This window comes from Streptomyces sp. NPDC088254 (genome assembly GCF_044740925.1).
Classification (GTDB): Bacteria; Actinomycetota; Actinomycetes; order Streptomycetales; family Streptomycetaceae; genus Streptomyces.
This window is the reverse complement of record NZ_JBIURQ010000009.1, coordinates 339,626-360,114: the sequence shown is the minus strand read 5'-3', so window position 1 is coordinate 360,114 and position 20,489 is coordinate 339,626. Positions and strand designations below refer to the sequence as shown.

Annotated in this window: 18 protein-coding genes; 10 read left to right on the top strand and 8 right to left on the bottom strand. The window is 73.5% G+C overall.

Annotation, left to right across the window (positions count from 1 at the left end):
• The first annotated feature begins 59 nt into the window (after positions 1 to 59).
• From ACIOC0_RS26670 to ACIOC0_RS26650, 5 genes are all read left to right on the top strand, one after another.
• Positions 60 to 1,256, top strand: a complete 1,197-nt coding sequence (locus ACIOC0_RS26670) for an NAD(P)/FAD-dependent oxidoreductase (protein WP_402158223.1) — start codon at positions 60 to 62, stop codon at positions 1,254 to 1,256.
• Between the two features lie 73 nt (positions 1,257 to 1,329).
• Positions 1,330 to 1,695 (top strand): Rv2175c family DNA-binding protein, encoded by a 366-nt coding sequence (locus ACIOC0_RS26665; protein WP_402158102.1) that lies wholly within the window; start codon positions 1,330 to 1,332, stop codon positions 1,693 to 1,695.
• 78 nt (positions 1,696 to 1,773) lie between these two features.
• Positions 1,774 to 2,421, top strand: coding sequence for a thiamine phosphate synthase (thiE, locus tag ACIOC0_RS26660; protein WP_402158100.1), 648 nt, complete (start codon positions 1,774 to 1,776; stop codon positions 2,419 to 2,421).
• 125 nt (positions 2,422 to 2,546) lie between these two features.
• Positions 2,547 to 3,470, top strand: coding sequence for a methylenetetrahydrofolate reductase [NAD(P)H] (gene metF, locus ACIOC0_RS26655; RefSeq protein WP_402158098.1), 924 nt, complete (start codon positions 2,547 to 2,549; stop codon positions 3,468 to 3,470).
• A gap of 55 nt (positions 3,471 to 3,525) precedes the next feature.
• Positions 3,526 to 4,470 (top strand): hypothetical protein, encoded by a 945-nt coding sequence (locus tag ACIOC0_RS26650; protein WP_402158097.1) that lies wholly within the window; start codon positions 3,526 to 3,528, stop codon positions 4,468 to 4,470.
• Between the two features lie 43 nt (positions 4,471 to 4,513).
• Here the strand turns inward: ACIOC0_RS26650 and ACIOC0_RS26645 are convergent, their stop codons facing one another.
• The 4 genes from ACIOC0_RS26645 to ACIOC0_RS26630 form a co-directional block, all read right to left on the bottom strand.
• The gene (locus ACIOC0_RS26645) at positions 4,514 to 6,019 is read right to left on the bottom strand and encodes a phytoene desaturase family protein (protein ID WP_402158096.1); all 1,506 of its coding nucleotides are present in this window, start codon (positions 6,017 to 6,019) and stop codon (positions 4,514 to 4,516) included.
• 463 nt (positions 6,020 to 6,482) lie between these two features.
• Entirely contained in the window at positions 6,483 to 7,109 is a 627-nt protein-coding gene (locus tag ACIOC0_RS26640) for a TetR/AcrR family transcriptional regulator (protein ID WP_402158095.1), read from the bottom strand.
• Positions 7,110 to 7,159: 50 nt separating this feature from the next.
• Positions 7,160 to 9,244: a YhgE/Pip family protein gene (locus tag ACIOC0_RS26635; protein WP_402158093.1), complete on the bottom strand. Its 2,085-nt coding sequence runs from the start codon at positions 9,242 to 9,244 to the stop codon at positions 7,160 to 7,162.
• Entirely contained in the window at positions 9,216 to 10,253 is a 1,038-nt protein-coding gene (locus ACIOC0_RS26630) for an ATP-binding cassette domain-containing protein (RefSeq protein WP_402158092.1), read from the bottom strand. The genes ACIOC0_RS26635 and ACIOC0_RS26630 overlap by 29 nt, the downstream gene beginning before the upstream one ends.
• 175 nt (positions 10,254 to 10,428) lie before the next feature.
• On the opposite strand from ACIOC0_RS26630, the gene ACIOC0_RS26625 reads away from it, so the two are divergent.
• The 3 genes from ACIOC0_RS26625 (at position 10,429) to ACIOC0_RS26615 (ending at position 12,756) form a co-directional block, all read left to right on the top strand.
• Positions 10,429 to 11,025 (top strand): SAV_6107 family HEPN domain-containing protein, encoded by a 597-nt coding sequence (locus ACIOC0_RS26625; protein WP_402158090.1) that lies wholly within the window; start codon positions 10,429 to 10,431, stop codon positions 11,023 to 11,025.
• A 219-nt stretch (positions 11,026 to 11,244) separates the two neighbouring features.
• A complete protein-coding gene (locus ACIOC0_RS26620) occupies positions 11,245 to 12,066 on the top strand; it encodes a class I SAM-dependent methyltransferase (protein WP_402158088.1) in 822 nt (273 codons plus the stop codon).
• Positions 12,067 to 12,354: 288 nt separating this feature from the next.
• Complete coding sequence (locus ACIOC0_RS26615; RefSeq protein ID WP_130437204.1) at positions 12,355 to 12,756, top strand: DUF3040 domain-containing protein; 402 nt, start codon at positions 12,355 to 12,357, stop codon at positions 12,754 to 12,756.
• Positions 12,757 to 12,888: 132 nt separating this feature from the next.
• Here the strand turns inward: ACIOC0_RS26615 and ACIOC0_RS26610 are convergent, their stop codons facing one another.
• The 4 genes from ACIOC0_RS26610 to ACIOC0_RS26595 all read right to left on the bottom strand — a co-directional run bounded on the left by ACIOC0_RS26610 (position 12,889) and on the right by ACIOC0_RS26595 (position 18,539).
• The gene (locus ACIOC0_RS26610) at positions 12,889 to 15,384 is read right to left on the bottom strand and encodes a DUF3488 and DUF4129 domain-containing transglutaminase family protein (protein ID WP_402158220.1); all 2,496 of its coding nucleotides are present in this window, start codon (positions 15,382 to 15,384) and stop codon (positions 12,889 to 12,891) included.
• Between the two features lie 2 nt (positions 15,385 to 15,386).
• Positions 15,387 to 16,757 (bottom strand): DUF58 domain-containing protein, encoded by a 1,371-nt coding sequence (locus ACIOC0_RS26605; RefSeq protein WP_402158087.1) that lies wholly within the window; start codon positions 16,755 to 16,757, stop codon positions 15,387 to 15,389.
• A complete protein-coding gene (locus ACIOC0_RS26600) occupies positions 16,757 to 17,788 on the bottom strand; it encodes a MoxR family ATPase (RefSeq protein ID WP_352246306.1) in 1,032 nt (343 codons plus the stop codon). Before ACIOC0_RS26600 ends, ACIOC0_RS26605 begins: the two co-directional genes overlap by 1 nt.
• Before the next feature lie 172 nt (positions 17,789 to 17,960).
• Positions 17,961 to 18,539 carry a beta-class carbonic anhydrase gene (locus ACIOC0_RS26595; RefSeq protein ID WP_402158086.1) on the bottom strand — a complete coding sequence of 193 codons (579 nt, stop codon included), beginning with the start codon at positions 18,537 to 18,539 and terminating at the stop codon, positions 17,961 to 17,963.
• 425 nt (positions 18,540 to 18,964) lie between these two features.
• Between ACIOC0_RS26595 and rsmH the strand changes: the two genes are divergently transcribed.
• Both rsmH and ACIOC0_RS26585 read left to right on the top strand, forming a co-directional pair.
• Complete coding sequence (gene rsmH / locus ACIOC0_RS26590; RefSeq protein WP_402158085.1) at positions 18,965 to 19,969, top strand: 16S rRNA (cytosine(1402)-N(4))-methyltransferase RsmH; 1,005 nt, start codon at positions 18,965 to 18,967, stop codon at positions 19,967 to 19,969.
• A 28-nt stretch (positions 19,970 to 19,997) separates the two neighbouring features.
• The gene (locus ACIOC0_RS26585; protein WP_402158084.1) at positions 19,998 to 20,486 is read left to right on the top strand and encodes a septum formation initiator family protein; all 489 of its coding nucleotides are present in this window, start codon (positions 19,998 to 20,000) and stop codon (positions 20,484 to 20,486) included.
• The last annotated feature ends 3 nt before the right edge of the window (positions 20,487 to 20,489 follow it).

The window sequence follows — 20,489 nt, the reverse complement described above, 5'->3', positions numbered from 1 at the left end:
TCTAAGGTGATCAGGTGAGCGAGCAGAGACGGGACGAAGTCGGTACGGCCGGGCGGCGCGTGGTCGTCGTCGGCGCGGGCATGGCCGGGGTGCAGACCGCGGTCGCTCTGCGCGAGCAGGGCTTCGACGGGACGGTGACGCTGATCGGCGCCGAACCCCACCAGCCCTACGACCGGCCGCCGCTGTCCAAGGCGGTCCTGCTCGGGAAGGCCGAGGGCTCCGCCTTCGACGTCGACTTCGAAGGCCTCGGCATCGGCCTGCGGCTCGGCAGCGAGGCCCTCGGCGTGCGCCCCGCCGAACACGTCCTGGACACCGAGGCGGGCCCGGTCCCCTACGACGTCCTGGTCCTCGCCACCGGCGCCGAACCGATCCGGCTGCCCGGCGCCGAGGGCGTGCCCGGTGTCCATCTGCTGCGCACCCTGGACGACGCCGAACGGCTGCGGCCCGTCCTCGCCCGGCAGCACGACGTCGTGGTCGTCGGCGCCGGCTGGATCGGCGCGGAGTTCGCCACCGCCGCCCGCGACGCCGGCTGCGCCGTCACCGTCGTCGAGGCCGCCGACCGGCCGCTCGCGGGCGCCCTGCCCGCCGAGGTCGCCGCCCCGATGGCCGGCTGGTACGCCGACAGCGGCGCCGAACTGCGCACCCGCGCGCGTGTGGAGCGCGTCGAACCCGGCGAGGTCGTCCTCGACGACGGCGCGCGGCTGCCCGCCGGCGCGGTCGTGGTCGGCATCGGCGCCCGCCCCGCGACCGCCTGGCTGGCCGGTTCGGGCATCGAGCTCGGCGCGCACGGCGAGGTCCTCGCCGACTCCCATCTGCACACCAGCGTGCCGGACGTGTACGCGGTCGGCGACTGCGCCTCCCTCCCCTCGGCGCGCTACGGCGAGCGGCTCCTCGTCCACCACTGGGACAACGCCCTCCAGGGCCCGCGCACGGTCGCCGCCAACATCCTCGGCGAGCCCACCGGGGAGCCCCTGGAGACCTACGACCCGGTGCCGTACTTCTGGTCGGAGCAGTTCGGCCGCTTCGTCCAGTACGCCGGCCACCACGGCGCCGCCGACCGCATGGTGTGGCGCGGTGACCCGGCAGGACCGGCCTGGAGCGTGTGCTGGCTGCGCGACGGGCGCCTGGTCGCCCTGCTGGCCGTGGGCCGCCCGCGCGACCTGGCGCAGGGCAGACGGCTGATCGAGGCGGGCAGCCGTATGGACGTCGACGCGCTGGCCGACCCGTCGCGTCCGCTGAAGAACGCGACCGCCTGATCTCCCCGGGAGTGCGGCGTTCGGGCAGGGGAGCGATCGCGGCCACCCGGCCCGAGCGCCTACCCTTGACCCCGTGACCGAGATTGACGCAAACATCGATGCTCTCGTCCCCGCCTGGCTCACCCTGCCCGACATCGCAGAGATGCTCGACGTCGAAGTGACACGTGTGCGGCAGCTGGTCAAGGAGGGCCAGCTCATCGCCGTGCGCCGCGGCGAGAACCGCGCGCTGCACGTGCCCGCCGCCTTCATCGACGGGGACAAGGTCGTCAAGGGCCTCGTGGGCACCCTGACGCTGCTGCGGGACGACGGCTTCACGGACGAAGAGATGCTGGAGTGGCTCTTCACTCCCGACGAGAGCCTGCCCGGCACGCCGGCCCAGGCCCTGAGCGAGAATCGCGGCACGGAGGTGAAGCGCCGCGCCCAGGCGCTCGCCGTCTGACCAGCACGTTCCGGACGACCGACCGGCCTGCGGAGGCTTCCGGGCCCCCGCGGGCCGCCGCCCACGGGGGACCCACGCATGCCCGACACCGCCCGCGCCCGCCTCGCCGACGCCCGTCTGTACCTGTGCACGGATGCCCGCAAGCGCCAGGGCGACCTCCCGGAGTTCCTGGACGCGGTCCTCGCCGCCGGCGTCGACATCGTCCAGTTGCGGGACAAGGGGATGGAGGCGGCCGAGGAGCTGGAGCACCTGAAGGTGTTCGCCGACGCCTGCGCCCGGCACGGCAGGCTGCTCGCGGTCAACGACCGCGCGGACGTCGCCCACGCCGCCGGCGCCGACGTCCTCCACCTCGGCCAGGGCGACCTGCCGGTCCCCGCGGCCCGGGCGATCCTCGGCGACGACGTCCTCGTCGGCCGCTCCACGCACTCCGAGGCGGAGGCCCGGGCCGCCGCCGTCCAAGACGGTGTGGACTACTTCTGCACCGGCCCGTGCTGGCCCACCCCCACCAAGCCCGGCCGACACGCCCCCGGCCTCGACCTGGTCCGCCACACCGCCGCCCTCGGCACGGATCGCCCCTGGTTCGCCATCGGCGGCATCGACCTCACCCGCCTCGACGAGGTGCTGGACGCCGGCGCCCGCCGGGTCGTCGTCGTGCGCGCGATCACCGAGGCGGACGACCCCGGGGCCGCGGCGGCGGAGTTCGCCGAGCGGCTGCGGAAGGCGTGATTTCCGGCCGGTGGCTGTCCGGCATTGTCCGGCCGAATGTCCAAAGGGCGGACAGCAGTCCGGCAAATCGGGCAAATTTGCGGGATCTGGTTGGGACACCGCCGTGCCCTGACTAACCTGCGGGTATGGCCCTCGGAACCGCATCCACCAGGACCGACCGCGCCCGTACCGTGCGCGACATCCTGGCCACCGGCAAGACGACCTACTCGTTCGAGTTCTACGCGCCGAAGACGCCCAAGGGCGAGCGCGGTCTGTGGAACGCCCTCCGCAGGGTCGAGGCGGTCGCCCCGGACTTCGTGTCGGTGACATACGGCGCCGGCGGTTCCACCCGGGCGACCACGGTGAAGGAGACGCAGCAGATCGTCGTCGACACCACCCTCACCCCGGTCGCGCACCTCACGGCCGTGGACCACTCCGTCGCCGAACTGCGCAACATCATCGGCCAGTACGCCGACGCCGGGATCCGCAACATGCTCGCCGTGCGCGGCGACCCGCCCGGCGACCCCATGGGGGAGTGGGTGCCGCACCCGAGCGGCCTGACCTACGCCGCCGAACTCGTCCGGCTCATCAAGGAGTCGGGCGACTTCTGCGTCGGCGTCGCCGCGTTCCCCGAGATGCACCCGCGCTCCGCCGACTGGGACAAGGACGTCGCGCACTTCGTCGACAAGTGCCGGGCCGGCGCCGACTACGCCATCACCCAGATGTTCTTCCAGCCCGAGTCCTACCTGCGGCTGCGCGACCGGGTGGGGGCGGCCGGCTGCCCGACCCCGGTGATCCCCGAGATCCTCCCGGTGACGAGCGTGAAAATGCTGGAGAGGCTGCCCCAGCTCAGCAACGCCCACTTCCCGGCGGAGCTGAAAGAGCGCATCCTCACAGCCAAAGACGATCCGGCCGCTGTACGCTCCATTGGCATCGACTTCGCCACGGAGTTCTGCGCTCGGCTTCTCGCCGAGGGAGTGCCCGGACTGCACTTCATCACGCTCAACAACTCCACGGCGACGCTGGAAATCTACGAGAACCTGGGTCTGCACCACCCGCCGCAGGCCTAGACCTGCCGCACCGTGATACGTCACACTGCGTGCGGCCACTGGGAGAGGGGCGTACATGGGCTGGACGGTCCTCTACATCGCGTTCGGCGTCGTCGCGCTGTGGCTGCTCGGCGAGGTGCTGCTTCAGTACAAGGCACGCCTGCGCTACCGGCTGCTGGCGTTCGCCGGCTTCCTCGGCGTGGTGCTGGGCGTGCTGATGCCCAACGTCATCGTCATCGGTCTGGGCGCCGCCGCGTTCGCGGTCGGCCAGACCTATGTGACGCTGTCGTTCCGCCGCGGCTTCTCCGCCGGCTGGGCCGTCAGCCGTCCCGGCGCGGAGGCCGTCAAGGGCCGCCGGGGCCGGGCCGAGCGCAAGGACCCCGTTCTTCAGGTCTCCGGCCTGGAGACGGCCGAGGAGGACGCCGACTCCCACGGTCACGACGCCGACGCCCCGTTCAGCGGGGACCGCATGTCCTACGGCCGCGACACGGACTCCTACGACGACGACCACGACGACGTCTTCACCCCGGCCGCCCGCGGCACCGCCGGATCCACCGCCGTCTACGAGCCGCAGCCCCTGCCCGACGACACCGGCTCCTACGGCGTGTACAGCGACTCCGCCTACGCGGCCGCCACCCAGCCCCAGGACCAGTACGCGACGGCCGCCCAGACCGCCGACCAGGGCTACGGCCACGACGGCTACTCCGGGTACGGGCAGCAGCAGTACGGCTACGACTCCGCCGGCGAACAGCAGTACGCCGCCTACTCCGACCCTTACATCGGCACCCAGACCTACGGCTCGGGCTCGTACGACACCGGGTACGGCCAGCAGCAGGGCTACGGCCAGGACCAGTACGGCTCCGGCGGCTACGGGGAGACCCCCTCCGGCGGTGTGTGGGTCCCGCAGCAGCGCAGCGACGACTCCCTGGGCGGCGACCTGCCGTCCGACCAGCACTACCCCTACCAGGGCGACGGCCGGCATCAGGGGAACGGCTACGACGAGCAGCAGTACCGGTACTGACGCCCGCGCGGACCGCTCACCTTCCGGCGTCCGCGCGTCCCGCTCACTGCGAGCCGCGGAACTCGGGCCCTTCCACGATCAGTCCGGACACCAGCGCACCTGACATGCCGGCGTGCGGCAGCCCGCCGCCCGGGTGCGACCAGCCGCCCACGGTGAACAGGCCCTCCACACCGGTGGAGTTGGACGGGTGCAGCAGCCGCCCCCCGGCCGCGGCCAGCGCCGGCGCCGGGACGGCGCCGCCCGCGGCGCCGGTCTCGTCCGCGATGTCGGCGGGCGTGCGCACCTCGCTCCACAGCAGGCGGTCCCGCAGCCCGGGGACGGCCCGCCCGGCGGCGTCGATCAACCGCTCGACGGCGTCGGCCGGCACATCCGCCCCCGCGGGCACCACACAGCTGACGGCGACCGCCTCATGGCCGGAGTCCGGCACCAGAGCCGGGTCGCCGGGCCGCAGCACCGTGACCGTCGGGCGCGCCGGCTTCCCCGCCGCCGTACCGAAGAGGCTCTCCAACTCGCCCTCGCGGTCGTCGGTGTGCACCACCGTCCGATGGGCGGCCCCGTCCGGACGACCGCCCCGCAGGGCCAGCAGCACGGTCAGACGGCTCGGCAGGCCCGCCTGCGGCACCACCTCGCCGTGGGCGCGCGGCGCGAGCCCCGGGAACCCTCCCGGAGCGAGGACGAAGTCGGCCTCCGCGACCGTGCCTTCCCCCGGGCCGGACGCCCCGGAACCGGTGCCGCCCGTGAACTCCACGCCCGCCGCCCGGCCGTCCTTCTCCAGCACCCGTGTCACCTCGGCGCCGAAGACGAACTCGACCCGGCGGGCCACACACCGCTCGTACACCGCGCGGGCCAGCTCCCGCATCCCGCCGCGCACGTACCACATCCCGAACGCGTGCTCCATGTACGGCAGCACGGCCGCGCTCGCCGGGGTGACGCGCGGATCCAGGCCGTACGCGAGCGCGTGGCTCTCCAGCAGCGCGGCGAGCCGGTCGTCGCGCAGCTCCCAGGCGCCGACCTCGGCCAGGGTGCCGGCCCGCCGCGTGCGCAGCAGTCGCTTGTGCGGGACCGAAGGGTAGGGCTCCCGCTCGCCCAGCACCGACCAGTCCGCCCACAGCGGCTCCTCCAGGAGCGGCCGGCGGGTGCGGTCCCAGGCCTCCCGGGCCCGGACGAGGAAGTCGCCCCAGCGCTTCCCCGCGCCCGCCCCGAGCGACTCCTCCAGGGCGGCGACGACTCCCGCGCGCGAGGCGTTCGGCAGGGCGACCTCGACGCCGTCCGCGAACACATGGCGCGCGGACGGGTCGACCTGCACGAGCTCGACGCGGTCCTCCAGCGGCTCCTTGCCGGTTTTGACGAACAGATCGCGCCAGACCGCGGGCAGCGGGAGCAGACCGGGCCCGGTGTCGAAGGCGAACCCGTCCCGCTCGAAGCGGCGCACCGCACCGCCGTACGTCTCCGTACGCTCGTACACCACCACCCGGTGACCTGCCACGGCCAGCCGGGCGGCGGCCGCGAGCGCGCCCATCCCAGCGCCGATCACCGCAATCCGTGCCATGCCCGCGACTTTATCGGCCGCGACTGACAGTGACGGCCCCGGCCCGTTCCATCGGGCCGGAGCGGAACGCCGACTCCGTCGCCGGGTCGCCGGGTCGCCGGGTCGCCGGGTCGCCGGGCATCGCAGGGAAGCGCCGGTGCGTGGTGGCCACGTCCCCCGTGAGCCACCGCGCACCGGCGCTTCCCCGTGCTTCCCCCGTTACCCCGTTCGGTCGTTCCCCCGGGTCCCCCCGTGCCTCGCTCCCGCCGACCCGGCCGGCGGAAGGAGCGGTCCAGGACCGGCGCCGTTCCGCCGCCCCGTGTCGGCGGTGCCGGTGCCGTGCCCCTTCCCGTGCCTTTACTCTCCCGTCCCCATGGACCCGCACCCATCCGCGCGCGTACTCATCTCTCCCACTAGGTACGCGTACTCAGCCATGAGCGCTCATCCCCGGGGCGCACGGGAAGCGCCCCGGGAACCGGCCGCCCTACGGGCGCCCGCTGACCCGCCCCTGGAGCAGCCGGGACAGCGCCGCGTGGACGTCGTCCAGCGAGCGTTCCGGCTGGAAGGACTGCCAGTCCAGCGCGGCCACCAGGACCATGCCCACCAGCGCGGCCGCGGTCAGCTGCACATCGATCTCCTCGCTGAAGTCCCCGCCCTCGATGCCCTCCCGCAGCACCCCCTCGACGACGGCCACCGCCTCCTGCCGCACCACCATCAGCGTGGACTGCCACGCCCGGTTGGTGCGCCACAGCTCGGCCACGTAGAGCTGCGTGAACGCCGGATAGCGGTCGATGAAGACGAGGCCCGCGCGGATCATCGCGTCCAGCGCGTCGACCCGGCTGCCGCCCTCCTGCGCGGTGCGCTCGGCGGCCTCCCGCAGCGAGGCGGTGAGCAGGCCCACCCCGTGCCGCAGCAGCTCCTCGAAGAGGACCGACTTGCTCGCGAAGTTGTAGTAGACCGTGCCCTTGGCGACCCCGGCCCGCTCGGCGATCTCGTCCACCGTGGTGGCGGAGAAGCCCTGCTCGGCGATGAGGGTGACGGCCGCCTCGTAGAGCTTCTGCCGGGTGGCCTCGCGGCGGGTGCGGCCGCCCGGCGTGGTGGTGCTTTCCATGCCCCCGATTGTCACAGGTACCCGGCTCGCCGGAGGGCGGGATCGCGTGCTCACAGGCTCAGCTCCGGGTGCAGCCGGTCCAGCGTCCACACCTGGCGCCGCCTCGCGGACAGCGCGGTCAGCGCCAGGGCGCCCGCGGTGAACGCGACGAGCACCACGCACGCCTGCCACACCGGTTCCAGGCCGCCGCCCGTGATGAGCCGGCGCAGCGCGTCCACGACGTGACTCATCGGCAGGTAGGGGTGGATCGCGTTGAAGAAGCCGGGACTGGTCTGCACCGGGTACGTGCCGCCCGCCGACGTCAGCTGGAGCATCAGCAGCGCGAGCACGAGGATGCGGCCGGCCGCGCCGAAGCGGGCGTTGAGCCACTGGATCAGCGCCGCGAAGCACGCCGTCACCAGGAAGAGGAAGCCAACCGTCCCGGCGGCCCGCTCCATCCGCAGGCCGACCGCCCAGTGCAGCACCGCCATCAGCGCGGTCGTCTGCAGCACGCCGATCGCCACCACCGGCAGCCAGCCCGCCAGCGCGATCCGCCACGCCGAGGCGCCGGCGGCGAGCGCCCGCCGGTTCATCGGCGCGATCAGCATGTACGCCACCATCGCGCCCACCCACAGGGACAGCGGGATGAAGTACGGGGCGAACCCGGTGCCGTAGTTGGGCGCCTTGTGCAGGTCCTGGTTGGCGAGCCGCACCGGGTCCGCCATGACCGCGGTGCGCGCGTCGCGGGCCCGTTCGTCGTAGTCGGGGATCCGCTCGGCGCCGTCGTGCAGTCCGCCGGCGAGCTTCCCCGAGCCGTCGACCAGCTTGAAGATGCCGCCGTTGAGGTCGTCCGCGCCGGTCTTCAGCTTGCCGACGCCCTTGTCGAGGTTCCCCGCGCCGGTGTCGGCGGCGCCGAGCCCGGTGTGCAGCTTCTTCGCGCCGGCGGCGACCTTCCCGGCCCCCTCGTTCAGCTCGTTGATCCTGGACACGGCGTCGGTGAGGTCCTCGGACAGGTTCGGGGCGCGGTCGGCGAGGGCCTGCGACTGCTTCTGCAGGAGGGCGAGGTTCGCGCGGAGCGTCTTGAGGTCGCCGTTCTGGTCGGCGATGAGCGTGTTGACGTCGTCGGCTATCAGCACGACGTCCGCGGCCGCGTCCCTGGCCTTCTTCAGGTCGGCGCAGGCCGGGTCGGGCAGCACCGGGGTCTCGCAGCGTGCCGTGTAGACGCCGGCCAGTGTGTCGGCGCCAGTGTGCGCGCCCTTGGCGGCGATCGGGGCGGCCTTCACCAGTGTGGCGAGGTGGCCGCCGACCACCTTGGCGGAGTCCGCGACGAGTTGCGCGGTGTCCCCGATGGTCTTCTCGTTCTTCGCGACGTACGGCCCCACCTTGGCGTCGATGCCGTTGACCTTGTCGGCCAGCGTCTGCGTGCCGTCCGCGACCTTGCGCGACGCGTCCGCCAGGTCGCCGGCGCCCTTGTCGAGCTTCGTCAGCGCCTTGGCCAGCTTGTCGCTGCCCGTCTTGGCGTTCTTCAGCCCGTCGGCGAGGTCCTTGGAGCCCTTCTCGGCCTTGTCGATGCCGCCGGTCAGCTTGTCGGCCCCGTCGGCGGCCTTCTCGGTCTTGCCGTGGATGTCGGAGAACGAGATGAAGATCTTGTCGAGGAACGAGCGCGAGGCCTTCGTCGAGGCGGCCGTGCGCACCTCGCTGAAGACCGTCCGCGAGATCTGCCCGACGATGTAGTTGTTCGCGTCGTTCGTGCGGACCTGGAGGGCGCTCGTCTCGGGGGTCTCGCCGGAGCTGGAGGCGATCCGCCGGCTGAAGTCGGCCGGCATGGTCAGCGACAGGTAGTAGGTCCCGTCCTCCACGCCCGCGCGTGCCTGCGCGGCGCTCACCTCGTGCCACTCGAAGGTCGCGCTGTCCCGCAGCCTCTCGGTGATGTCGTCGCCCGCGGTGAGCCTTCTGCCGCCGACGTTCGCCCCCCGGTCGTCGTTGACCAACGCGACGGGGATGCGGTCGAGGCGTCCGTAGGGGTCCCAGAAGGACCACAGGTACAGCGCGCCGTAGAGCAGGGGCAGCAGCAGGAGCGCGACCAGGGCGGCGCGGGGGAGGCGCCCCCGGCCGAAGCGGCGCAGCTCAAGCGCGGCCAGTTTCGGGGAGCGCATCCGCCGGGTCCTCCTTGTCACCGGTGTTCCGGTCGTCGGTCTTCGCGTCTTCGGTCTTCGGGTCGTCGTCGCGGGCGCCGGCGGGGGTGTCTTCAGCTGTCGCCTCGGTCGTGCCGGTGTCCGTGTCCGTGTCCGCCGCGTCCGCCGTCTCAGCCGCGTTCTCGGGGACTTCCCCGTCTTCCCCGGCCTTTCCGTCTTCCCCATGTCCGTCCTGGGCTGCGTCCGTGCCGCCCTCCGCCTCGGAAGCCGCGGCCGGTTCCGGGTTCCCCGCCCCGGTCGCCCCGGTCGCCCCGGTCACGTCGGCCGCGCCGGCCTCGCCGTCCTGGCCGGACGTCGTCACCCGGACCGCGTCCTCGGGGGCCTCGCCGCCCACCGCCACGACCGTCGTCCCGGCCGCGGTGAGGGACGCGAACAGCGCGCGCACCTCGGCGCGTTCACCCTCGGACAGTTTCAGGTCGGCGTCGTCCACGCCGAGCAGCCCCGGCCGGCCGATGAGGGCCAGCGCCACCGACAGCCGCAGCGCCTCCAGGCGTTCCAGATCGCGGACGGCCGTCCGCGCTCCCTTGGGCAGCGCCTCCAGGTCGAGCCCGGCGGCGGCGAGCGCGTCGTCCACGCGCGCGTCCAGCTCGGCGGCCTTCTCCGCGCGCGGGCGCAGCAGTTGCCGTACGGAACCGGAGAACCGCCGCTCCAGCAGCGCCCGTTCGCGCAGGTGCTCGCCCACGGTGAGGGCCGGCTCCAGGTCGGTGAGCCCGGCGACATGGGCCAGGGCGCTGACCTTGCGGGCCGCGGCCGCCTGCTTGGGCAGCCGTGCCGCGCCCACCGTCGCCGTGCCCTCCGTGGCCTTCATCCGGCCGGTGAGCGCGAGCAGCAGGCTCGTCCGGCCGGACCCCGACGGCCCCTCGATCACGATCAGCGAGCCCGGCTCCGCCCGGAAGCCGACGCCGCGGAACGCCCACCCGCGCGGCCCGCGGAGCCCGAGGCCGTCGGCCGTGACACCGACTCCGTCCACAGTTCCCCCTGTGTCCCACCAATTTGAACTGACTGGTCAGTGCAAAAACTAACGCGAACCTTCGCTCGAAGCAAAAGCCCAGCTCAGAACGGATTGTCAGTGCCATACCCCACGATGGGCACATACGGCACCCCGTATCGGGCCGTGCCGTCACACAGACGACAGGAGGTTCGTCATGGCCAGCAACCCCGCAGCCGCCCACCGGCGCCGCGCGTTCGGCCCTGCCCCCTCACTGACCGGACCGGCGAGCGACGTGCACCCCGTGCTGCGCCGGACCACCGCCCCGCCCGCCGCCCTCGACCTGCTCGCCCAGGCCCGCGCCGGACTGGACGAGGCCGCCGTCCTCGAAACCCCCAACGAGCGCTACGCCACGGCCCACCTCGCCGCCCTGCGCACCGCCGCCGCCGTGCTCGCCGCGCGTGGCCGGCCCGAGACCTCGCCCAAGCGCCGGGCCCGCATCCGGAGCGCATGGGAAGTGCTCCCCGAGATAGCGCCCGAACTCACCGAGTGGAGCGCGCTCTTCGCCTCCGGGGCCCGCCGCCGCGCCCGGGCCGAGGCCGGCATCCAGGGCGCGGCCGGCCGTAGGGACGCCGACGACCTCATCAGGGACGTGGCGATGTTCCTCCGCATCGTGGAACGCATGCTGGTCCTGCAGCCGGCCCTGCCCCAGCCCCGCCAGGACGGACCGCAGCACCGCGAAGGCCCGCCCCGCCCCGGCGCCCGGACGCACGACGCCCCGGGGGAGGGCCGGGACATGCCGGACGCGGGATGAGACGCCGACCCCTGGCACACCGTCGACGGCTGGCACCCCGGCGACACCTGGTCACCCCGATGCCCCCGGCGCCGCGGTGACCAGGTGCGGCGCTGAGGCGAGCGCCGCGAGGCAATAGGGTGGAGGGCGCCTGAAGCCTTCCCCCTCGACCAGGGCCGGGAAGGCGCCCCGTTCGCTCCGCCGCGCAAGAGGCGGTGCCGCGCCGAGGAGTCAACTGCCGTGTCGGACCCGATGCGCCCTCCCGCCCCCCACCGCCCGGAGACGACGTCGCCGCGCTCCGACTCCCGCCCCCGCGCCGCTCTCCGCACCGCCGTCGTCCGGGACGTCCTCCAGGACGCCCTGGACCGCCGGGTCAAGGCCACCGGGCGGGAGTCGCTGGACGTCCTGGACACCGGGGGCGGCAGCGGCCAGTTCGCCGTGCTCGTGGCCCGGCTCGGGCACCGGGTCACCGTCGTCGACCCCAGCCCCAACGCGCTGTTCGCGCTGGAGCGCCGCGCCGCCGAGGCAGGCGTCGCCGAGCGCGTCCGCGGCGTCCAGGGCGACGCGCACGGCCTCTTCGACGTCGTCGAACGCGGCGCCTATGACGCCGTCCTGTGCCACGGCGTCCTGGAGTACGTCGACGACCCGGCCGAGGGCGTCCGCAACGCGGTGGCCGCGCTGCGCCCGGAGGGCGTGCTCAGCCTGCTCGCCGCCGGCCTCGGCGGAGCCGTGGTCGCGCGCGCCCTCGCCGGTCACTTCACGGAGGCCCGGCAGGCGCTCACCGACCCGGCCGGCCGCTGGGGCGAGAGCGACCCCGTGCCGCACCGCTTCACCGCCGAACAGCTCACCGGCCTGGTCGAGGGCGCCGGCCTCGCCGTCGGCGCGGTGCACGGTGTGCGGGTCTTCGCCGACCTCGTGCCCGGCGTCCTCGTGGACACCGAGCCCGGCGCCCTGGAAGCACTGCTGAAGCTGGAGGAGGCCGCCGCCGAACTACCCGCCTTCCACTCCGTGGCGACCCAGCTCCACGTCCTCGGCGAGACCCGAGGGGCCGAGGAGGCCTGAGTGACCGGTGGGGTGACCCGCCAGGCACACGCTGATCAGCGACTTGGCCGCACATGGAGTACGCCACAGGCCCCCCGTTCGGGCGCTGTGCGCCGTATGATCGAGGGAGACCGCCCGGCATGACGGGTCGGCCGCTGGGGAATGGAACCCCCAGCGAGTCCGGGACGCCCATGGCGGGCTCCGGTTGGCCAATTGGCGCAGAGGGGCGGGTTTCACGGGGGCGATTCCCTGCCTATCCTGAAGGGACCCCCCGGGTCGCCCCGGCGACTGCACGATGAGGAGGACTCCGTGCCGCTCTCGGAGCACGAGCAGCGCATGCTCGAGCAGATGGAGCGAGCGCTGTACGCCGAAGATCCCAAGTTCGCGTCGGCGCTCGAGGGAAGCGGGCTGCGTACGTACACCCGGCGGCGGGTCTACCAGGCAGTCGCCGGCTTCCTCGTGGGAATCGCGCTCCTCATGGCCGGTATGGTCGCCAAGCAGGTCTGGCTCAGCGTGGTGGGCTTCCTCGTCATGCTCGGGTGTGCGGTGCTCGCCGTGACTGGCTGGCGCAAGGCCCCCAAGCCGGGCGAACAGCCCGCCGGCGCCGCCGCCCACCCACGCGGTCAGGGACGGCCCAAGCGCTCCATGATGGACCGGATCGAACAGCGCTGGCAGCGCCGCCGCGACGAGCAAGGCGGACACGGCCACTGATACCGGCCCCACCCTCCTGCACAGCCGGCCCCGCAGCGCCTGGCCGACACAGGGACACCGGCATATCGACGAGGGACATCGACGAGGGGGCGACCACCCGACAAGGTGGTCGCCCCCTCACTCGTGTCCGGATCAGACGCTCTGGCCCTGCTCTCCCGACGGCCGGCGCAGCAGCGCCGTCAGGCGGGCCGCCCAGGCCGTCCTCAGAGCCGTCCAGCGGTCGGCGAGATCCCATACGGCCCGGACTGCGGAGCGCGGCGCGAGGACCGCGCGCACCCGGGTGCGCCTTCCGACTCGCGACCGCAGGGCCGCCCGCACCCCGCGCACCTCGTCGGCCAGCCCGGCCTCGGCCCGCGGCCGCGGCGCGTACAGCACCTGCTCCACCGCGCCCGCCACCCGGTGCACCGACGCGGCCACCGTGTCGTCGAGCTCGCCCAGGCGGACGATCCGCGCGGCCGCCCGCCGGGGAGTCAGCGCGTCGTCGGGCGTGATGCCGTAGTCCCAGGCCGTGTCGGTCAGCTCCCGCCACACCGCCAGGACATGGGCTACGGCCGCCTCCGCGGTCTCCCGCGCCGGCACGTCCACCACCACCCCCGGACCGGGAACGGCCGCCTCCGGGCCACCGCCGCCGACTCCGCCCGCGGCGGCACCCGCGGCGCCGGTGTGCTGGGCCGACGCCAGCCGCACCGACCGCCGTCTCATCCGCCACAGCATCGGCAGCAGCGTCAGCAACAGCACCGCGGCCCCGAGCAGGATCCAGCCCCCGATCTCGTACCACGGCAGCCCGCCGCCGCCCTGCTCCGCCTCGTCCAGCGGCAGCGCGCCCAGGCAGGCCTCGGCCTTCTTGTCCGCCGCCGAGCAGCTGCTGCTCGCCGAGGGCTGCGCCGAGGGCGCCGCGCTCGCCGACCGAGAGGCCTGCGGCAGCTCCGCGATCGCGTCACCGGAGTTCTCCGGCAGCGTGTACGGAGGCGTCGTCCCCCGCGTCGGGGTCGGCTCGAAGCGGGTCCAGCCCACGCCCTCGAAGTACAGCTCCGGCCACGCGTGCGCGTCCTTCAGGCTCACCGCCACCGAACCGTCCGCCTGCGGGGAGCCCGGCGCGAAGCCCACTGCCACCCGGGCCGGAATGCCCAGCGTGCGGGCCATCGCCGCCATCGCGAACGAGTAGTGCACGCAGAAGCCCCGCTTGTCCCGCAGGAAGCGGGAGATCGCGTCCTTGCCGCTGCCGACCTGCACCTCGGTGTCGTACTCGAAGCCGCCCGTGACCGCGAACCAGTCCTGCAGCTCCACCGCCCGCTCGTAGTCGTTGCGCGCGCCCCGGGTGACCTGGAGCGCCGTCTTCGCCACCGACGCCGGCAGCGACGACGGCACCTCGGTGTAGTCGCTCCTGACCGAGCCGGCCGCCTCCGGGGCCGAGGCCAGCTGCTTCGCCGTCGGCCGCACCGCCAGACTGGTCACCTCGTACGTCTTGCCGCGCGTGTTCTGGCCGTGGTCGCCCACCAGGGTCATGCCGACCGGTTCGTACCGCCAGTTCCCGCTGATCTTCACGGCGCTCGGCGGGTACGGCATCGGCAGCCAGTCCTGGGCGTACCAGTCGGCGGCCCTGATCCGGGTCGTCACCTGGGAGCGCCTGACGTCCGGGCTCAGCCCGGCCGGCGTCGGCAAGTCGTCCGGCACGGCGACGATCTGGCGCTTCGACGGCTTCCACGTGGTGCCGTCGAAGTCGTCCAGGGAGACGATCCGCAGATACAGGTCCGAGATGTCGCCGGAGTCGGTGCGCAGGGTCAGGACCGTGCGGTCCTCGTCCTGGTTCAGGCTGTCGCGCAGCGACACCAGCGGGTTGACCGCGGAGATCGTGCCCCCTCCGCCGCTGCCCGCGCCCACCCCGTCGCCCGCGCCGGCCAGCAGACCGCCGCCGATCGCCGGCAACGGCAGCAGCGGCACCACCAGCGCCACGCCCAGGGCGACCGCGCCGATGCGCCGCCCGGTGCGCAGCGGCGCCACCGGGCCTGACGGCCCGCCGGGCGTGCGCGGAGCGCCGCCGAAGACACGGCCCCACTGCGAGAGCCGCTCCCGGCTCTCCGCCAGGAGCAGCATCAGATAGCCGGCGGCGGCCACCAGGAACCACAGCCAGTCCGCGACCCCGTCCGACAGGCCCGCGGCGACCGAGTACAGCGCCAGCAGCGGCAGACCCGCCGGGGCGGCGTTGCGGAAGGTCACCGCGAGGGTGTCCACCGCCAGGCCGATCACCAGCACACCTGCGACCATCATCAGCCGGATGCCCTCGGACAGCGGCGCCGGTATCGCGAACCGACCCACGTCGTCCGCGCCGGCCTGCAGCAGGTCGGCGAAGTGCTGGACGGCCCGCGGGCCGGGGATCAGCCCAGCGATGGCCTGCTCCCGGGCGAAGACAAGGGTCAGCAGCACCAGCGACACCACCGCCTGCGCCAGCACCGTCAGCGGCCGGGCCAGCGGCACCCGCCGCGTCGCCGCGCCCACCCCGGACTGGACCGCCAGCAGGAACGCCGCCTGCAGGATCCACGAGGCCTGCTCGACCAGAGGCATCATCGCGAGGGAGGCCATCAGCGTGGCCGCCGCAGAGCACAGCGTCAGTCGCGCCCGCCCGCTCAACATCACGCCTCCCCTCCGCTCGCCCGGCCCGCGGTCACGACACCGGAACGCTCCTGGTCCGCCCGCTGCCACAACTCGGTCAGCGAAGCGCCCCGCGGCACGCTCACGGCCGTCCAGCCCGCCTCGCGCAGCATCCGCAGCCGCTCCTTCGTCCTGTTCATCGTTTCGGGGGCCTCGTTCGGTTCACGCCCCCACGTGTCGCCGTCCAGCAGGAACGCGATCGCGCCCCCGCTGCGCTGGCGCATCCTCCCGGCCACCGCGGCCTGTTCCTCGTCGAGTTCGCCGAAGAAGGCCACCAGCAGCCCCTCGTTGCCGCCGCGCAGCACGTCGTACGCCCGGGACAGGCCCGTGCCGTCGGAGTGGTCGACCACCGCGAGGGTGTCCATCATCAGCCCGGCCGCGTCCGCGGACTCCTGGCTGGCCCCGGCGAACCCGTCGGCGCCCTCGCCGGGCACCGAGGCGCCCGTGTCCGTCAGCAGCCGCACCGAGAAACCCCGCTCCAGCATGTGCACCAGCACCGACGCGCAGCCCGAGACCGCCCACTCGAACGCCGAGTCGGGGCCGGCGCCCCGGAAGGCAGCCCCCCGGGTGTCGAGCAGCACCGTGCAGCGGGACCGCTGGGGCTGCTCCTCGCGGCGCACCATCAGCTCGCCGTAGCGGGCCGTGGAGCGCCAGTGCACGCGCCGCAGGTCGTCGCCGTAGCGGTACTCGCGCGGGATCACGTCGTCCTCGCCGGCCAGCGCCAGCGAACGCTGCCGGCCGTCGCCGTACCCCTTGGCCTCGCCGCTCAGCCGGACCGCGGGCAACGCCTCCACACGCGGAACGACCGTCAGCGTGTCGAACGTCGAGAAGGAGCGGGTCAGCTCGCACATCCCGAACGGGTCGTTCAGCCGCAGCTGCAGCGGGCCCAGCGGATAGCGGCCGCGCAGATCGGAGCGGACCCGGTAGGACACCTCGCGGCGGCCGCCCGGCTCGACCCGGTCCAGCACGAACCGGGGGCGCGGTCCGAGCACGTAGGGCACCCGGTCCTGGAGCATCAGCAGGCCTGTGGGCAGCCGGGAGACGTTGTCCATCCGCAGATGGACGCGGGCCTCGCTGCCGGCGGGCACCCGGCCGGGGGAGAGCCGGCGGCTGCCGGCGACCCGGTAGCGGGTGCGGTAGACGACGGCGGCGCACACCAGCGGCAGCGCGGCCAGCAGCAGCCCCACCCGCAGCAGGTCGGGCTGCCCGAGGACGTACGCACAGATCGCGGCGGCGACGCCGGCGGCGAGGAAGGAGCGGCCACGGGTGGTCAGACCGGCCAGGGCGGTGCGGACGCCGCCGCCCCTCTCCCCCCGGCCGGTGTCCGCCTGCCCCGTCCCGCCGTGGGCCATCACAGCCCCCGCGGCGGCCGGCCGTACGATTGCGCGTCCGCGCCCAGGCCGTAGCCGCGCTGCTGCGGGGCCGCCGGGACGGGAGTGCGCTGGAGGATCTCCTCGACGACCTGCTCCGAGGTGCGCCGGTTGAGCTGCGCCTGCGCGGTGGGCAGCAGACGGTGGGCGAGAACGGCCACGGCGAGGTTCTGCACGTCGTCCGGCAGCGCGTAGTCGCGCCCGCTCAGAGCGGCGGAGGCCTTCGCCGCGCGCAGCAGATGCAGCGTCGCGCGCGGCGAGGCCCCGAGTCTGAGGTCGGGGTGCGTGCGGGTGGCGGCGACCAGGTCGACCGCGTACCGCCGGACCGCCTCCGCGACGTGCACCGCGCGGACCGCCTCGATCAGCTTCACTATCTCGTGCGCGTGCGCCACCGGCTGGAGGTCGTCCAGGGGGTTCACCCCGCCGTGGATGTCGAGCATCTGAAGCTCGGCCTCGGGGCTCGGGTAGCCGATGGAGACCCGGGCCATGAAGCGGTCGCGCTGGGCCTCGGGCAGCGGGTAGGTGCCCTCCATCTCGACCGGGTTCTGCGTGGCCACCACCATGAACGGGCTGGGCAGCTCGTAGGACTGCCCGTCGCTGGTGACCTGGCGCTCCTCCATCGACTCCAGCAGCGCCGACTGCGTCTTCGGCGACGCGCGGTTGATCTCGTCGCCGATGACGATCTGCGCGAAGATCGCCCCCGGCTTGAACTCGAAGACGTGGTGCTGCTGGTCCCAGATGGACACGCCCGTGATGTCCGACGGCAGCAGGTCGGGCGTGAACTGGATGCGCCGCACCGAGCAGTCGATCGACCGCGCCAGCGCCTTGGCGAGCATCGTCTTGCCCACGCCGGGGACATCCTCGATCAGAAGATGTCCCTCGGCGAGCAGCACGGTCAGCGAAAGCCGTACGACCTCGGGCTTGCCCTCGATCACTCCCTCCACCGAACTGCGGACACGCTCCACAGTGGCGGTCAGATCAGTGAGGCTCGCTCGATCGTCATAGGTCGTCACCCGGCCCTCCTCGGCCCGTTCTTTCCAGGCCGACGCTTCTGTCCGCGCAACGGCCCACCCCGAATACGGACACCACGCGGAAAACGTTCGCGTGATGCCATCACCGCATTCTTGCCGCCGTTACCGTTTCGTGTCACTCGCCTGTGGACAACTGACAGCGGTATGTCAGCTCTCAGGCCTCTTGTGCCGACTCCGGGCCGGCTTTCCGCCCGGGGTCGACCTCCCGCAGCAGGCCGGTCTTGACGTCGAACACGAACCCGCGGACGTCGTCGGTGTGCAGGAGGAACGGCGAGGTCCGCACCCGCTGCATCGACTGCCGTACGTCCTGGTCGACGTCCTTGAAGGCCTCGACGGCCCAGGAGGGACGCTGGCCGACCTCCATCTCCAGCTCGGAGCGGAAGTCCTCGGTGATCGCCTCCAGGCCGCAGCCGGTGTGGTGGATGAGGACCACGCTGCGCGTGCCCAGCTTGTGCTGGCTGATCGTGAGCGAGCGGATCACGTCGTCGGTCACCACGCCGCCCGCGTTGCGGATCGTGTGGCAGTCGCCGAGCTCCAGGCCGAGCGCGGCGTGCAGGTCGAGACGGGCGTCCATGCAGGCCACCACGGCGACGTGCAGCACGGGCCGGGCGTCCATGCCGGGGTCGGCGAACGCCGCGGCGTACCGCTCGTTCGCTGCGACGAGGCGGTCGGTCACGGAGCCGCCGCCCGCGGTGCCGGCGGACTCGACGGGTACGGATGCGGAAGTCGTCATGAGTATGACGTTACTGGTCACCGCCGTTCCGGTCCTGCGGTGGGGAGGGAAAAAGAGCGTCATCACGCCGCACTTGTGAGGTAAGCCACAAGAGTGAGAGGCGGACACCCGAACGGGTGGTTTCGGGCGCTGCGCCGCTTCACGCGCGCGTGGAGCCGCGACGCGCAGGCCGGTTGATTGACCGCGACACAGGGTGGACTAAAGTGACGCGAAGCGGGAGGCTGCGGTCTCCCCGCTGGACTGAATTCCCCGAGAGACCCCGGCGCGGCCGCCGGAGATCTCCCCGCGTGCGCGGCGCGTACGTACGGCTCGGCCTCCTCCCGCTCCCGGTCGGCTGACGCTTCCGGCGCCGGCGGGCCTCCCTTCTTCGAGCGGACGGGGACCCGGCGGTGCGTACGGGCCCGCCGGATCTGAGAGGGCCCACAGTGCAGGGGCGCGAAGCGCATTCGAACAAGGGTGGTGCCGAGCGACGGGAGGGCGAGGCCCGACACGTCCCGGTGATGCTCCGGCGCTGCCTGGACCTGCTGGCCCCCGCCCTGGAGCAGCCCGGAGCCGTCGTCGTCGACTGCACCCTCGGACTCGGTGGCCACAGCGAGGCCCTGCTGACGCGCTTCCCCGAGGCGCGGCTCGTTGCCCTCGACCGGGACAAGGAGGCCCTGCGCCTGTCCGGCGAGCGCCTCGCCCCCTTCGGCGACCGAGCCGAACTCGTGCACGCCGTCTACGACGAACTCCCCGCCGTCCTCGCCCGGCTCGGCATCGCGCGCGTGCAGGGCGTCCTGTTCGATCTCGGCGTGTCCTCCATGCAACTCGACGAGGCCGACCGGGGTTTCGCCTACGCCCAGGACGCCCCGCTCGACATGCGCATGGACCAGTCGGCCGGCGTCAGCGCCGCCGAGGTCCTCAACACCTACCCGGCGGGCGAACTCGTGCGCATCCTGCGGGCGTACGGCGAGGAGAAGCAGGCCAAGCGGATCGTCTCGGCGATCGTCCGCGAACGGGACGAGGAACCGTTCACCAACAGCGCGCGCCTGGTCGACCTGATCCGCTCCGCGCTCCCGCAGGCCGCCAAGCGCACCGGCGGCAACCCGGCCAAGCGCACCTTCCAGGCCCTGCGCATCGAGGTCAACGGCGAACTCGCCGTGCTGGAAAGGGCCGTACCGGCCGCCGTGAAGGCCCTCGACGTGGGCGGCCGGATCGCCGTGCTGTCGTACCACTCCCTCGAGGACCGGCTCGTCAAGCAGGTGCTCGCGGCCGGAGCCGCCACCACCGCGCCGCCCGGACTGCCGGTCGTCCCCGAGCGCTACCAGCCCCGGCTCAAGCTGCTCACGCGCGGTGCCGAACTTCCCACCGAGGAAGAGATCGCCGAGAACCGGCGGGCGGCGCCCGCGCGGCTGCGCGGGGCCGAGCGCATCAGGGAGGACGTCGAATGAGGGGCGCGACCTGCCCGGGGGAGGGCGAGTGAGCGGCGAACCCGAGCTGAGGGGGAGGGCCGCCCGGCTCGCGCGCCTCTTCCCGGCCGGCCCGCGCCGGGCGGCCCGCACCCCGTTCGTCCTCCTGGTCGTCCTGCTCCTCGGCGGCGGACTCATCGGCCTGCTCGTGCTGAACTCCGCCCTCAGCGAAGGGTCGTTCAAGATGGACGACCTGCAGAAGGACACCAAGAGCCTCACCGACGAGGAACAGGCGCTCCAGCGGGACATCGACTCCTACTCCGCCCCGGACGCCCTCCAGCGCCGCGCCCGCGAACTCGGCATGGTGCCCGGCGGGGACCCCGCCTTCCTCGCCCCAGACGGCACCGTGAAGGGCGTCCCGTCACCCGCCGGCATGCCCTCCGCGCGGGACGCCCCCGCGGCCGTCCGCCCGCCCGAGGTCATCGGGGCCGGCGCCCCGGTGGCGCCCGCGCCGGGCGACACCCCGACCGCAGCCACCCCCACCACCGACGGCAGGTGACGG

Excerpts from the sequence above, each read along its gene's own strand:
- thiE (WP_402158100.1), top strand. The coding sequence starts at position 1,774 with ATGCCCGACACCGCCCGCGCCCGCCTCGCCGACGCCCGTCTGTACCTG.
- metF (WP_402158098.1), top strand. The coding sequence starts at position 2,547 with ATGGCCCTCGGAACCGCATCCACCAGGACCGACCGCGCCCGTACCGTG.
- ACIOC0_RS26650 (WP_402158097.1), top strand. The coding sequence starts at position 3,526 with ATGGGCTGGACGGTCCTCTACATCGCGTTCGGCGTCGTCGCGCTGTGG.
- ACIOC0_RS26645 (WP_402158096.1), bottom strand. The coding sequence starts at position 6,019 with ATGGCACGGATTGCGGTGATCGGCGCTGGGATGGGCGCGCTCGCGGCC.
- ACIOC0_RS26640 (WP_402158095.1), bottom strand. The coding sequence starts at position 7,109 with ATGGAAAGCACCACCACGCCGGGCGGCCGCACCCGCCGCGAGGCCACC.
- ACIOC0_RS26635 (WP_402158093.1), bottom strand. The coding sequence starts at position 9,244 with ATGCGCTCCCCGAAACTGGCCGCGCTTGAGCTGCGCCGCTTCGGCCGG.
- ACIOC0_RS26625 (WP_402158090.1), top strand. The coding sequence starts at position 10,429 with ATGGCCAGCAACCCCGCAGCCGCCCACCGGCGCCGCGCGTTCGGCCCT.
- ACIOC0_RS26605 (WP_402158087.1), bottom strand. The coding sequence starts at position 16,757 with ATGGCCCACGGCGGGACGGGGCAGGCGGACACCGGCCGGGGGGAGAGG.
- ACIOC0_RS26595 (WP_402158086.1), bottom strand. The coding sequence starts at position 18,539 with ATGACGACTTCCGCATCCGTACCCGTCGAGTCCGCCGGCACCGCGGGC.